This is a genomic window from Yinghuangia seranimata (assembly GCF_029953285.1).
GTDB classification, from domain to species: Bacteria; Actinomycetota; Actinomycetes; order Streptomycetales; family Streptomycetaceae; genus Yinghuangia; species Yinghuangia seranimata.
The window spans coordinates 122,050-136,014 of record NZ_JASAOI010000011.1; the positions used below are offsets into that span (position 1 = coordinate 122,050).

Sequence of the window (13,965 nt, forward strand, 5' to 3'; positions counted from 1 at the left end):
GGAGATGCCGCGCATCACACGACCTGAGGGGGGTACACAGTCATGCCTGCACCCGGTCACCAGCACGACGACTCCGGGCGTCGGGGGGCGCCCGCGGGGAACCCGGGACACGGACCGCAGGGCGGCCACGGCCACGGCCGGCCGCCGGGCCAGCAGGGCGCCAAGCCCGCAACTCCGCTGACCCAGGCGCTCAACGCCGCGGTCGTCGTCCCGCCGCCGAACCAGGACGCGGAACTCGCGAACGCGACGAAGGGGCTGATCGAAGCCTTACCCAAGGACTTCACCGTCGACGACCCCGACCGCAAGCTGCCCGCGTGGAGCCTCGCGGAGTACCAGTTCCTGACCGGCGACGCGCCCGCGACCGTCAACCCGAGCCTGTGGCGCAACGCCAAGCTCAACATGAACGTCGGGCTGTACCGCGTCGTCGAGAACCACGTCTACCAGGTCCGCGGCGTCGACCTGTCGAACATCAGCTTCCTCGAGAACCCCGGCAACAAGAAGGAGGTCGTGGTCCTCGACCCGCTGGTCAGCGCCGAGACCGCGGCCGCCGCGCTCGAGCTCTACCGCAAGCACCGCGGCGCGGACCGCCGGGTCGTGGCGGTGATCTACAGCCACTCGCACGTCGACCACTACGGCGGCGCACGCGGCCTGTTCGGCCCCTCCGGCCCTGAAGCGGACGTGAGGTTCATCGCGCCGAGCGGCTTCCTCGAGCACGCCGTCAGCGAGAACGTCTACGCCGGCACCGCGATGGCCCGCCGCGCGCTGTTCATGTACGGACTGACCATCCCCAAGTCCGCCACCGGCCAGGTCGACGCGGGCCTCGGCAAGACCACCTCGACCGGCACCGTGGGGCTGATCGCCCCGACGGAGACCGTCGGCACCGACCCCGGCGACCTGATCAAGCCCGGGCAGCTCACCAAGGTCGGCCCGGTGAACCTGGTCTTCCAGCTCACGCCGGGCACCGAGGCGCCGTCCGAGATGAACTTCTACCTCCCGGACTGCCAGTCGCTGTGCATGGCGGAGAACGCGACGCCGACGCTGCACAACCTCTACAGCCTGCGCGGCGCCCAGGTGCGCGACGCCAAGGCGTGGTCCGACTACCTCAACGAGACCATCGGGCTGTACGGGACGAGCGCCACGTCGCTGTTCGCCAGCCACTTCTGGCCCCGCTGGAAGCAGAACGGCAACGAGATCGTCGACTTCCTCACCCACCAGGCCGACCTGTACCGCTACCTCCACGACCAGACGCTCCGCGTCACCAACAGCGGACGGACCCTCCTCGAGGCCGCCGAGGACCTCGACGCGCTTCTGCCGCCGAGCCTCGCGGACCAGTGGTACAACCACGGCTACTACGGCACCACGAACCACGACATCAAGGCCGTGTACCAGCGCTACATCGGCTGGTTCGACGGCAACCCCGCCCACCTGCACGGGCTCCCGCCCGCGGAGGTCGGCGCCCGGTACGTGAAGGCCATGAAGGGCCGCACCCAGGTGATGCTGGCCGCCCAGGAGGCATACGACAACGCGACGAGCCCGGACGACTACCGGTGGGCCGCCGAACTCCTCAGCCACCTCGTGTTCAGCGAGCCCTCGTACATGCCGGCCCGCGAGCTGGAGGCGGACATCCTCGAACAGCTCGGCTACCAGGCCGAGTCGGGCCCTTGGCGCAACTTCTACCTGGCCGGCGCCGAGGAACTGCGCTACCGGCCGGTGGAGGACGCGCCGGAGTACATCAACGAGATCCCCGCCGACGTCATCACGGCCATGCCGGTCGACATGGTCTGCGACTACCTCGGTATCCGCCTCAACGGCCCGCAGGTCAAGGACCAGCCGATGACGATGGGCTTCAAGATCCTCGACGGGCTCAAGAACGACCCGCCCGACATCACCGTCCAGCTGCGCAACAGTGTCCTGGTGTACACCCCGTCGGCGCCGGCCACCGCGACCGCCCGCTACAAGATCACGCGCACGGGGTTCAACGACCTCGTGACCGACGCCATGACGCCGGAGGCGCTCGAACGCAACGGCATGCTGTGGGTCCTGGAGGGCAGCATCAACACCCTCGACACGTTCGTGGGCCTCCTCGTCAAGTTCAACGAGGACTTCGGCATCACCACACCCTAGGAACGCGCCCCGGGCCCGGTCCCCGCATCAGCGGGGGCCGGGTCGTCGCGTCTCGGCTTCGTCAAAGTCTTGACGGAAATGCTGGCCGGAATTCGTATGACGTGCTTAAAGTGGCCCGTTATGACCGCCATAGCCACCAGCACTCGGGCTGCGGTGCGTGACGAGCTCACGCACCCGGGTCACGCGTCGCTGGTCGGGAGCGCGCCGCTGATGTCGCGACGGGCCCGCAGGCCGCGGCTGAAACAGGTGCGCTCGTGACCGCCCCGATCGGTGTCCTCCGGTTCGGCGCGGACGGACGCCTGCTGAGCGCCTGCGCCGGGGCCGTGGCGCTGTGCCAGGCGATAGACCCCCGCGAGCCGCGCGGGGCCGCGACGCCGTACGGTTTCGCGCTCCCCGTCGCCGCGACCATGGTCGTCGCCCGGGCCCGCGCCCACGCGGCCGGCCGCGCGGCGGCCCCGCCCAGCATCCGGCTGCGCACGAGCGCCGGCACCGAGCTCCGGCTGTACGCGTCCTGCGCCCGCACCGACGACGGCAGGCCGGGCGCCACGACCCTCGTCGTCCAGCGCCACGTCGACGGACCCGGCACCGGCGCGGTCGACGGCGGCGTCCCGGTCGCGGGGATCGTCGAACAGCACTATCCCGGCACGCACCACCCCGCGACGCACCGCCGCGCGGGCTGCCTGCCCTTCTGAGACGGGCCGAGGCCCGCCCCCCACGTGGGGAACGGGCCTCGACGGGCGCGAAGACCGCTTACGCGACCTTGCGGAGCCAGAAGCGCAGCCCCAGACCCTCGTCCTGGTGCAGCGTCAACTCCTCGTCCTCCGGGGCGCCCTCGGCGAACTGCAGGGCCAGCACCTCCTCGGCGATCTGCGGCCCGTGGGCCAGCAGCGCCGACTGGGTGTGCTCGTTCTCGTCGGCGCTCCACCACACCACGATGCGGTCGGCGACGTCGAAGCCCGAGTTCTTGCGGGCCTCCTGGATCAGCCGGATCGCCTCGCGGGCGGTGCCGGCGAGCCGCAGCTCGTCGGTCAGGTGCAGGTCGAGGGCGACCGTCGCCCCCGACTCGCTCGCGACCGCCCAGCCCTCGCGCGGGGTCTCGGTGATGATGACCTCGTCCGGGGTGACCTCGATGTCGGCCCCGTCCAGGACCACCGTCGCCTTACCGGCGGTCTTCAGCGCCGCGGACAGCGCCTCGGCGTCGGCGGCGGCGATCGCTCCGGCGACCTTCGGGGTCTCCTTCGCGAACCGCTTGCCGAGCGCGCGGAAGTTGCCCTTCGCGCTGTACTCGACCAGGTCGCCGCCCGCCTCCGACAGCGACGCGAGCGAGACGACGTTGAGCTCCTCGGCGATCTGCGCGCGCAGTTCGTCCGTCAGCCCGTCCCAGCCCTGCGCGCCGATCAGCGCGCGGCCGAGCGGCTGCCGGATCTTCACGCCCGAGTCGGCGCGCGTCGCGCGGCCCAGCTCGACCAGCCGCCGCACGAGCGCCATCTGCGCCGACAGGTCCCTGTCGATCAGCGCGGTGTCCGCCACCGGCCACTCCGACAGGTGCACGGACTCCGGCGCGTCGGCGGTGACCGGCCGCACGATGTCCTGCCACACCCGCTCGGTGATGAACGGCACCAGCGGCGCCATCAGCCGCGTCACCGTCTCCAGCGCGGTGTGCAGCGTCGCCAGCGCGGCCGTGTCACCGTTCCAGAACCGGCGGCGGGAACGCCGCACGTACCAGTTCGACAGGTCGTCGACGAACGCCGACAGCACCTTGCCGGCCCGCTGCGTGTCGAACGCCTCCAGCGCCGCGTCGACGTCCGCCACCAGCTGGTTCAGCTCGGACAGCAGCCACTTGTCCAGCAGCGGCCGGGCGGCCGGCGCCGGGTCGTCGACGGACGGCGTCCAGCCGGACGTCCGCGCGTACAGCGCCTGGAAGCTCACGCTGTTCCAGTAGGTCAGCAGCGTCTTGCGCACCACCTCCTGGATCGTGCCGTGCCCGACGCGCCGCGCCGCCCACGGGGAGCCGCCGGCCGCCATGAACCAGCGCACCGCGTCGGCGCCGTGCTGGTCCATCAGCGGGATCGGCTGGAGGATGTTGCCCAGGTGCTTGGACATCTTGCGGCCGTCCTCGGCCAGGATGTGGCCGAGGCAGACGACGTTCTCGTACGAGTTGCGGTCGAACACCAGGGTGCCGACGGCCATCAGCGTGTAGAACCAGCCGCGCGTCTGGTCGATCGCCTCGCTGATGAACTGCGCCGGGTAGGCCTGCTCGAAGACCTCCCGGTTGCGGTACGGGTAGCCCCACTGCGCGAACGGCATCGCGCCCGAGTCGTACCAGGCGTCGATGACCTCGGGCACGCGCTCGGCGGTCGCGCCGCAGACGCCGTCGCCGGCCTTGCCCGGGCACGCGAACGTGACCTCGTCGATGAACGGCCGGTGCGGGTCGAGCCCGGACAGGTCGCGCCCGGTCAGCTCCGACAGCTCCGCCAGCGAGCCGACGCAGGACAGGTGCCCCTCGGCGCACCGCCAGATCGGCAGCGGGGTGCCCCAGTACCGGTTGCGGGACAGCGCCCAGTCGATGTTGTTGTTCAGCCAGTCGCCGTAGCGGCCGTGCTTGATCGTGCCCGGGTACCAGTTGGTGCGCTCGTTCTCGCGCAGCAGCGCGTCCTTGACCGCGGTCGTGCGGATGTACCAGGACGGCTGCGCGTAGTAGATGAGCGCGGTGTGGCAGCGCCAGCAGTGCGGGTAGGTGTGCTCGTACTCCATGTGCCGGAACAGCAGGCCGCGGTCGCGCAGGTCGGCGACCAGGGCCTCGTCGGCCTTCTTGAAGAACACCCCGCCGACCAGGCCGACCTCGGGCTCGAAGGTGCCGTCGGTGCGGACCGGGTTGACGACCGGCAGGTCGTACGGGCGCACCGCCGCGAGGTCCTCCGCGCCGAACGCCGGCGCGGCGTGCACGATGCCCGTGCCGTCCTCGGTCGTGACGTACTCGGCCAGCACGACGAAGTTCGCGCCCTCGAGCTCGACCAGCTCGAACGGCCGCCGGTACGCCCAGCGCTCCATGTCCCGCCCGGTGAACGACTCGCCGGTTGCCGCCCAGCCCTCGCCGAGGGCCTTCTCGACCAGCGCCTCGGCGACGACGACGGGGCGCTCGCCCTGCTTGGCGGCGACGACGTACGTGACGTCGGGGTGCACCACGGCCGCGGTGTTGGACACCAGCGTCCACGGCGTGGTCGTCCACACCAGCAGGTCGGCGCGGTCGGCGACCGGGCCCGAGGTCAGCGGGAAGCGCACGTACACCGACGGGTCGACGACCGTCTCGTAGCCCTGCGCCAGTTCGTGGTCCGACAGGCCGGTGCCGCAGCGCGGACACCACGGCGCGACGCGGTAGTCCTGCACGAGCAGGCCCTTGTCGAAGATCTGCTTGAGCGACCACCACACCGACTCGACGTACTCGGGGTCCATCGTCCGGTACGCCTGGCCCAGGTCGACCCAGTAGCCCATGCGGGTGGTGAGCTCGGCGAACGCGTCCACGTGCCGCAGCACGGAGTCGCGGCACTTCGCGTTGAACTCCGCGATGCCGTACGCCTCGATGTCCTGCTTGCCGGAGAAGCCCAGCTCCTTCTCGACGGCGAGCTCGACCGGAAGGCCGTGGCAGTCCCAGCCGGCCTTGCGGCGGACGAAGTGGCCCTTCATCGTCTTGAAGCGCGGGAACACGTCCTTGAAGACGCGGGCCTCGATGTGGTGCGCGCCGGGCATGCCGTTGCCGGTCGGCGGGCCCTCGTAGAACACCCACGGGTCGCCGTCGGCGGTGCGCTCCAGGCTGCGGTCGAAGATGCTGTTGGCCTGCCAGAACGCGAGGACCTCGTGTTCCATGGCGGGCAGATCGACCTGCGCCGGTACCGGGCGGTACATACGTCTTCCTTCCGCGGGCTCTTGACTCAGCTGCCGGCGAAGGGACGAGGCGCGTGCCCCGCGGTACCACCCTTCTTGGCCGCCACCCGCGTACGCGGGACCCGGCGGCCCTCTCGAGGTCGGCGAGGGTCGGTTCTACCCGGCGCCCCCGAGGCACACGGCCTGGGGCTCCGATCTTCCGACGGCTCCGGGGTGATCTTCGGACCGCGCTCGCCTCCGGGCTCACACCGTCCCCGGATCGCTCGCGGCTGCGTACGGACCTACTCGTCCCCATCGACGCTTTCTCGCTCGCGGGAATTCTACGGCCCCCGGGCCGGGTGCCGCCCCCGGGTTTCGCGACGCCGGTGCGGCGGGCGGCATCATGGCCGCATGGCTTCCCCCGAGCAGAGCGCCGCGGCACGCCGGATCGCGATCCGGGTGAAGCCCGGGGCGTCCCGTACCGCCGTCGGGGGGACGCACGGCGAGGCGCTCGTGGTCGCGGTGGCCGCGCGGGCGGTCGACGGCAAGGCGACCGAGGCCGCGCTCCGCGCGCTGGCCGACGCGCTGGGCGTGCGCCGCCGCAGGCTGACCCTGGTGACCGGGGCGACGAGCCGCGACAAGGTGGTCGAGCTGGCCGAGCCGCCGGCCGACCTGGACGCGGTTCTGACGCGGCTGCGCGGGTAGCACCTCACCGGCGGCCCCACGGCCGCCCCGCTCTGCCCGGCCCGCGGGTGGCTACGCGCTGTACACCGCGAGTCCACGAGTGCCTAACGAGACGTACGGCATCCGGTAACGAAGCGGACACGCACAACAGGGATAGTCACGCCCGGTTCTGGGCACAACCGACTTACGTTGCGGACGCCGACCTGCCGAATCCCGGTTTCCGCAGCGCGCCCCGGTTGTCCGGGGCGAGGGGCGGGCGTAAGCTTCCCAGCTGTTTTGTGGTGTATGTGAAGCATGTGAACTATGTCGGAAATGACCCTACGGAACGAGGGGGCCGTGACCATGGCGGACAGCGGCAAGGCGGCCGGAGGACGGGCCCGCAGCGCGACGACGGCCAGGTCCACCAAGACCGCGGGAAGCGCCGCAGCGCCCGGCGGGCCGACCACCAGGTCGACCACCCGCTCCGCGGCGCGCACCAGCGCGTCGGGGAACAAGGCCAAGGCGGCGACCCCGACCAGGACCGCGACCGTGACCGCGCTGGCTCCGCCGCCCGGCGGCATCCACGCGCCCGACATCTACCCGGTCCGGCCCGGCGAGGATCCGTGGACCGAGGAAGAGCTTCGCGAGCTGCGCGAGGGCCTGATCGACGAGGTCGCCAGGCTCAACAGCGAGATCCAGTACGCCGAACACGAGATCGCCGACATGCTGCGCGACTCCGGTGACGGTGCCGGCGACGACCAGGCCGACACCGGGACCAAGAACTTCGAGCGCGAGCACGAGATGGCCCTGACCAACCAGACCCGTGGCATGCTGAGCCAGTCCGAGCGGGCCCTGCGCAGGCTCGCCGACGGCACGTACGGTGCCTGCGAGTCGTGCGGATCCCCCATCGGGAAGGCCCGCCTGCAGGTCTTCCCTCGTGCGACCCTGTGTGTCACCTGTAAGCAGCGCGAGGAACGCCGATAACCGCCGGGCCGCCCCCGGGCCGGCGCGCCGCGCCCTAGGAGTGGAGCCCGCCATCGGCACCGGAGCGGAACGACGGGACGCGAACGCATCCCTCGTCGACAAGGACAGCACCACGGACGGCACCGACGGCACCGCGGGTTCCCAGGAGCCCGCCGAGCGCGGCGACGACGGCGCGGCGGACACCACCGCCGCGCCGTCGGCGCGCCCGCCCCACCGCCGGGTCGCGGTGCTGCTCGGCGTCGCCGCGTTCGCCTTCGCGCTCGACCTGGTCAGCAAGTTCCTGGTGGTCGCCCACCTCGAGGGCCAGCCGCCGATCGACCTCCTCGGGGACTGGCTGCAGTTCCGCGGCACCCGCAACCCGGGCGCCGCGTTCGGCATGGGCCAGGCGTACACGATCGTCTTCACGGTCATCGCGGCCGCAGTGATCGTGGTCATCCTGCGACTGTCCCGGCGGCTCTACAGCCTGCCGTGGGCGGTCGCGCTCGGGCTGCTGCTCGGCGGCGCGCTCGGCAACCTGACCGACCGGGTCTTCCGCTCGCCGGGCTTCCTCCGCGGCCACGTCGTCGACTTCGTCGCGCCCAAGCACTTCGCGGTGTTCAACCTCGCCGACTCGGCGATCGTGGTCGGCGGCTGCCTCATCGTGCTGCTGTCGTTCCTCGGGCTGCAGCCCGACGGCACCCGCGACGGCGAGGGCGACGGGCCGGACACCGCCGGCGGCGAGGGCACCGACGGCGCCTCCTCCGAGGGCGACGGGACCCGCTGATCCCCGCACCCGGCATACTCGTGAGGTGACCTCCTCCACCGGCGCCCCCGAGATCCGCACCCTGCCCGTACCCGACGGCCTCGAAGGCGAGCGCGTCGACGCCGCCCTGGCGCGCATGCTGGGCCTGTCCCGCACGCGCGCCGCCGAGCTCGCCGCCGACGGCAAGGTGCTGCTCGACGGGCGCGCCGCCGGGAAGTCCGACCGGGTCACCGGCGGGTCGTGGCTCGAGGTGGAGATGCCGGCGCCGGCCGCGCCCGTGCAGGTCGTCGCGGAGCCGGTGCCCGGCATGAACGTGGTCCACGACGACGACCACATCGTCGTCGTCGACAAGCCGCTCGGCGTCGCCGCGCACCCCAGCCCCGGATGGCAGGGCACCACCGTGGTCGGCGGTCTGGCCGCCGCCGGATACCGGATCTCGACGTCGGGCGCTTCCGAGCGCCAGGGCGTCGTGCACCGCCTCGACGCCGGCACCAGCGGCCTCATGGTGGTCGCCAAGTCCGAGCTCGCGTACAGCCTGCTGAAGCAGCAGTTCCGCGACCGCACCGTCGACAAGCGCTACCACGCGCTCGTGCAGGGCCACCTCGACCCGCTGTCCGGCACCGTCGACGCCCCCATCGACCGGCACCCCAAGCACGACTGGAAGTGGGCGGTCGTCGCCAGCGGCAAGCCGAGCGTCACGCACTACGACACCGTCGAGGCGTTCCGCGCCGCCAGCCTCCTGTCGATCAAGCTGGAGACCGGGCGCACCCACCAGATCCGCGTCCACATGTCGTCGCTGCGCCACCCGTGCGTCGGCGACATGATGTACGGCGCCGACCCGACGCTCGCGAAGCGCCTCGGCGTCGAACGGCAGTGGCTGCACGCCGTGCACCTCGGCTTCGAACACCCGGCGACCGGCGAGTGGGTCGAGTTCGACAGCGGCTACCCGGACGACCTGGCCCGCGCGCTGGACCGGGTGTCGGACGGGCACTGAGCCCGCGCGCCCCAAGCAGCCGGTGAGCCGCCGGTGAGCCGCCGGTCCTGAGGAACCCGCCGGGCGGCGCCGCCGGCACGCGCACCCTCGCGCCTCCTACGGATCGGGCCGGGGGCGTCGTACCGTGTCTCCGCCGCGTCGTCCCGGTGCTGGTGGGAGCCTCATGGATCAGCTCACCGTCCTGTTCCTGCTGTTCCTCCTGACACTCGTCGCGATGCCGCTCGCCGAACGGCTGCGGCTGCCCTACCCGGTCGTCATCACCGTCGGCGGGCTGCTGCTGGCCGTGCTGCCCGGGGTGTCGGCGCTGCGGCTCAACCCCGATCTGCTGCTGCCGCTGCTCCTGCCGCCGCTGCTGCACACGGCCGGCTGGCGGACCAGCTGGCGCGAGTTCGTGGTGAACGCCAAGGCGATCCTGCTGCTGGCCGTCGCATTGGTGTTCGTGACGACGGCGGCCGTCGCGTACGTCGCCCGCCTGGTGGTCCCGGACCTGCCCGTCGCGGCCGCGGTGGCGCTCGGCGCGCTCGTCGCGCCGCCGGACCCGGTCGCGGCGTCCGCCGTCGCGGCGACCATGAGACTGCCCCGCCGGCTGGTGTCGATCCTGGAGAGCGAGGGGCTGTTCAACGACGTGACCGCGGTCGTCCTGTACCAGGTCGCGGTCGCGGCGGCGGTCACCGGCTCGTTCTCCGCGCCCGAGGCCGCGGGGAAGTTCGTGCTCTCGGCGGTGGTCGCGTGCGCGGTCGGCTGGGGTGTCTCGCTCGTCGCGCGCTACGGCTTCCAGTGGCTCGGCGACCCCCGGCTGCGGGTGCTGGGCTCGCTGCTGCTGCCGTTCGTGGCGTACATCGGCTCGGACGAACTCGGCGGCTCCGGCGTGCTCGCGGTGATCGTCAACGTGCTGATCCTGCGCGAGCACGGCTTCGAGGCGGACGAGGCGATCGGGCGGCTGACCGGCGGCGTGTTCTGGGCGGTCGTCGAACTGATGGTCACGGGCCTGACGTTCGGCATCATCGGCCTCGAACTGCGGGCGGTGCTGGAGGCGCTCGGGGGCGACACGGCGGACGTCCTGGCCGAGGCCGCGGCGGTGGTCGCCACGGTCGTCGTGGTGCGCGGCGTGTGGCTGTTCCCGGCCGCGCTGGCGGCGCGGCGCCGCAACCGGCGCGCGCTGGATCCGAACGACCCCGACGTCGAGGACCTCGCGCCGGTCGGGCCGCGCGAGACCGCGGTGCTGTGGTGGGCCGGCATGCGCGGCGTGGCCACGGTCGCGCTCGTGCTGGCACTGCCGACCAGCACGGACGCGGGCACCCCGTTCCCGGCGCGGGACCGGCTGATCGTCATCGCGTTCGCGGTCGTCATGGTGACCCTGGTGGTCCAGGGCATGACGCTGGCGCCGCTGGTCAAGCTGCTGGACGTGCGCGAGTCCGAGGACGCCGCGGGGGAGGAGGAGGCCCGGCTCCGGGTGCGCGCCGCCAAGGCGTCGTTGCGCCGGTTGAAGGAGCTGGCCGCGAACGACGAGCTGCCGGACGAGCTCGTGGACGCGCTGCGGGCCCGGCAGCAGGCGGTGATCGCGCGGGTCAAGCCGGACGCCTACGAGGAGGAGGCCCGGCAGGCGCTCGCCGAACGTCGGCAGCGCAAGGCGGAGTTCAGCCGGATCGAGGAGGAGCTGAACGAGGCGGCCCGCGAGGAGCTGAAGACGGCCCGCGGCGAGCCCGGGGCGGACCCGGTGCTCGTCGACCGCTGCCTGCGCCGCATCGACCTGCGGCACCTGTCCTGACCCGGCGCGCGGGCCGCGCCGCCGGGGTTTTGGCGCCGTGCCGTCCGCCGGGGATCATGGAGGGTCCCCGCACCGTCCCGGCAACCGAAGGATCCCCGTGGCCCGCATCGTCCTCTTCCACTCGGTCTACGGGCCGCGTCCCGCCGTCCACGCCGCCGCCGAGCGGCTGCGCGCCGCCGGGCACGAGGTGACCGTCCCCGACCTGTACGACGGGCGCGTGGTGGACGACATCGAGGAGGGTTTCGAGATCCGCGAGGAGATCGGCAACGAGGAGCTGCTGCGCCGCGCGGTCGCGGCGGTCGCGCCGCTGGGCCGGGGCCTGGTCTACTCCGGGTTCTCGATGGGGTCGTCGATCGCGCAGACCGTCGCGCTGGGCGACGAGTACGCGGCGGGCCTGCTGATGTTCCACGGCACGTCCAACCTGCAGGACGACGCGGCCACCGAGATCTCCGTCCAGCTGCACGTCGCCGAGCCGGACGTGTACGAGACCGACGACTGGCTGAACGCCTGGTACCTGCGGATGCTCGCGGCCGGCGCCGACGTCGAGGTGTTCCGCTACCAGGGCGCGGGCCACCTCTACACGGACCCCGACCTGCCGGACTACGACGCCGAGGCCGCCGAGCGGACGTGGGCCGTCGCGCTGGCGTTCTTGGAGGAGCTGGACGCGGCGTCCTGACTCCGGGTGACGCGATGTGACCGGGGCAACACGCGAACTCGGCGATTTGTTGATTTTGCTGGGCGATTCGGGCATCTCCGTGTGACCATTTATCCGTGCTCGGATGGGATGAGTTCTGGGAGCTGATCGACCTGCTCGGCGGTCGCGCGGACGATGACGCCTGCGAGCGGCTGACCGAGGTGCTGGCGACCCGGTCGAAATCGGCGATCATCGCGTTCGCCGACCTGCTGGCCGAGGCGCTCTACCGGCTCGACCGCGCGGATCTCGCGGCCCTGCCCTACATCGACGTGACGGACCGCCAGGGCGTCCCGGTACCCATGTCCTCGGACGGGTTCCTGTACGCCCGCTGCGGCGTCGTCGCGGCCGGCCGTGAGGCCTACACGCACGTGCTCGGCGACCCGAGCGACTTCTGCCGCTACACGGCCGCCGAGTACGACGGCGAGGCGCTGCTGTACGTCGCCGAGGACGCCTGGGAGGAGCTGACCGGGCGTCCGTGGGACCACGAGGAGCCGTACGACTACGAGACCGGCTCGAACCCCGAGGGCTGGCCGGGTCTCGCGATGCGCTGAGCCGACGCGCGCCGGATGCGGCGGCCGGTCAGCGCCGGGTCAGGTCGACCGGCGCCTTCGGCTGCGCCGGAACGGCGAGCGCGTCCCCCGGGGAAGCCGAGCCGCCCGCGCCGCGGTCCCCGCGCTTGGCGAGCTCCACGAACCGCTTGGGCGCCTGCGGCTCGCCCGTCTGGTCGACGGCGGGGTGCCCGCGGTGCTCGTCCTCGGCCCCGTAGTCCGGCCCCTGGGGCGCGGTGGAGGTGGAGATGCGCGGCAGCGCGTAGGGGTGCTTGCGGCGCAGGAAGTCCAGCAGCTTCTCGCGGACCTCGCAGCGCAGCGTCCACACGTCGTCGGCGTCCCGGGCCGTGACCACCGCGCGCACGACGATGGTCGACGGCGTGGTGTCGGTGACGTACAGGCTCCAGCCCTGCTGGTCCCACAGGCCCGAGCCCTTGAGGATCCGGTGCAGTTCGTCGCGCAGCTCGCCGATCGGGGTGGCGTGGTCGAGGTGCAGGTACACCGTGCCGGTCATGCGCATGTCGGTGCGCGACCAGTTCTCGAACGGGCGGCCGGTGAAGTACGAGACCGGCATGACGATGCGCCGCTGGTCCCAGGTGTTCACCACCAGGTAGGTGAGGGTGATCTCCTCGACCGTGCCCATCTCCTTGTTGACCACGACCGAGTCGCCGATGCGCACCATGTCGCTGAACGCGATCTGCAGGCCCGCGAACAGGTTCGCCAGCGTCGACTGCGCGGCGAGACCGGCGACGACGCCGATGAGGCCCGCGGAGGCGAGCAGGCTGGTGCCGATCGTGCGCATGGCCGGGAACGTCATGATCATCGCGGCGATGGCGATGACCCCGACGACCGCCGCGGCCACCCGCCGGATGAGGTCGATCTGGGTGCGCACGCGGCGCACCCGGCCGGCGTCGGTGGCGACCGCCGCGTAGCGCTCGAACGACGTGTTCACCAACACGTTCGCGGCGTGGATCGCGAGCCACGCGCACGAGCCGATGACCGCCAGGACGAGGATGTGCCGCACGCTGCCCCGGGTGTGCTCGGGCAGGTCCGCGGCGGGCTCGGCGGTCAGCAGGAGCACTGTGGCGAGTGTCACGACACAGGACGCCCGCGAGCGGCGCAGCATCGGCCACAACGGGCCTGAGCTGGGTCTGCGCGTCTGTACCTCGCGGGCGACCTTCGCCAGCAGCCAGGATATGACTCCGGTGAGGACGAGCACCGCGACCAGAACGATCAGTGGGCGCAGGAACTCCCAGACGTCCACGGTTGCCGCACACCCCTTCGACTCGATTCGGGAACCCGTAAAGCTAGTCACCCATACGAGTGGAGTCCAACGGGCATACCGCCGTTGCCGGGTGCTTTCGGCCTCTTTCAGGCATCGCCGATCGGATGGCCGAGCCTTCGAGCCAGCCGTTCCGTCGTGACCTAGACTCGGACCCCATGCACGCGTTACAAGGCCAGGCCCGGACGGATTCCGACCGGGCCTAAAGGGCTTGTGACCTGCAGGTTCAGCGACAATTGACAACTCGGGAGGACGCCGCCGTGGCCGACTCGTTCGTTCATCTCCACGTCCACACCGAGTACTCC

At 71.9% G+C, this 13,965-nt stretch carries 10 protein-coding genes and 1 pseudogene; 9 read left to right on the forward strand and 2 right to left on the reverse strand.

The window, feature by feature from the left end:
- The first annotated feature begins 42 nt into the window (after nucleotides 1–42).
- Together QI554_RS08560 and QI554_RS08565 are read left to right on the forward strand one after the other, a co-directional pair.
- Complete coding sequence (locus QI554_RS08560; protein WP_281467645.1) at nucleotides 43–2,124, forward strand: alkyl/aryl-sulfatase; 2,082 nt, start codon at nucleotides 43–45, stop codon at nucleotides 2,122–2,124.
- Between the two features lie 254 nt (nucleotides 2,125–2,378).
- Nucleotides 2,379–2,816, forward strand: coding sequence for a hypothetical protein (locus QI554_RS08565; protein ID WP_281467648.1), 438 nt, complete (start codon nucleotides 2,379–2,381; stop codon nucleotides 2,814–2,816).
- A 58-nt stretch (nucleotides 2,817–2,874) separates the two neighbouring features.
- Here QI554_RS08565 and ileS read toward each other — a convergent pair whose 3' ends face one another.
- Nucleotides 2,875–6,027 carry an isoleucine--tRNA ligase gene (gene ileS, locus QI554_RS08570; RefSeq protein ID WP_281467650.1) on the reverse strand — a complete coding sequence of 1,051 codons (3,153 nt, stop codon included), beginning with the start codon at nucleotides 6,025–6,027 and terminating at the stop codon, nucleotides 2,875–2,877.
- A gap of 369 nt (nucleotides 6,028–6,396) precedes the next feature.
- Here ileS and QI554_RS08575 point away from each other — a divergent pair, with 369 nt between their 5' ends.
- The 7 genes and pseudogenes from QI554_RS08575 (at nucleotide 6,397) to QI554_RS08605 (ending at nucleotide 12,381) form a co-directional block, all read left to right on the forward strand.
- Nucleotides 6,397–6,690: a DUF167 domain-containing protein gene (locus tag QI554_RS08575; RefSeq protein ID WP_281467652.1), complete on the forward strand. Its 294-nt coding sequence runs from the start codon at nucleotides 6,397–6,399 to the stop codon at nucleotides 6,688–6,690.
- 321 nt (nucleotides 6,691–7,011) lie between these two features.
- Complete coding sequence (locus QI554_RS08580; RefSeq protein ID WP_281467899.1) at nucleotides 7,012–7,632, forward strand: TraR/DksA family transcriptional regulator; 621 nt, start codon at nucleotides 7,012–7,014, stop codon at nucleotides 7,630–7,632.
- A 40-nt stretch (nucleotides 7,633–7,672) separates the two neighbouring features.
- A pseudogene (lspA, locus tag QI554_RS08585) lies at nucleotides 7,673–8,311 on the forward strand (signal peptidase II); the annotation flags it as partial.
- A gap of 109 nt (nucleotides 8,312–8,420) precedes the next feature.
- On the forward strand, nucleotides 8,421–9,368 hold the full coding sequence (locus tag QI554_RS08590; RefSeq protein WP_281467656.1) for an RluA family pseudouridine synthase: 948 nt from the start codon (nucleotides 8,421–8,423) through the stop codon (nucleotides 9,366–9,368).
- Between the two features lie 163 nt (nucleotides 9,369–9,531).
- Nucleotides 9,532–11,136 carry a Na+/H+ antiporter gene (locus QI554_RS08595; RefSeq protein ID WP_281467658.1) on the forward strand — a complete coding sequence of 535 codons (1,605 nt, stop codon included), beginning with the start codon at nucleotides 9,532–9,534 and terminating at the stop codon, nucleotides 11,134–11,136.
- Nucleotides 11,137–11,233: 97 nt separating this feature from the next.
- Nucleotides 11,234–11,812: a dienelactone hydrolase family protein gene (locus tag QI554_RS08600; protein WP_281467660.1), complete on the forward strand. Its 579-nt coding sequence runs from the start codon at nucleotides 11,234–11,236 to the stop codon at nucleotides 11,810–11,812.
- A gap of 95 nt (nucleotides 11,813–11,907) precedes the next feature.
- Nucleotides 11,908–12,381, forward strand: a complete 474-nt coding sequence (locus tag QI554_RS08605; protein WP_281467662.1) for a DUF4240 domain-containing protein — start codon at nucleotides 11,908–11,910, stop codon at nucleotides 12,379–12,381.
- Nucleotides 12,382–12,409: 28 nt separating this feature from the next.
- On the opposite strand, the gene QI554_RS08610 is transcribed toward QI554_RS08605, so the two are convergent.
- Complete coding sequence (locus QI554_RS08610) at nucleotides 12,410–13,642, reverse strand: mechanosensitive ion channel family protein (protein ID WP_281467664.1); 1,233 nt, start codon at nucleotides 13,640–13,642, stop codon at nucleotides 12,410–12,412.
- Between the last annotated feature and the right edge of the window lie 323 nt (nucleotides 13,643–13,965).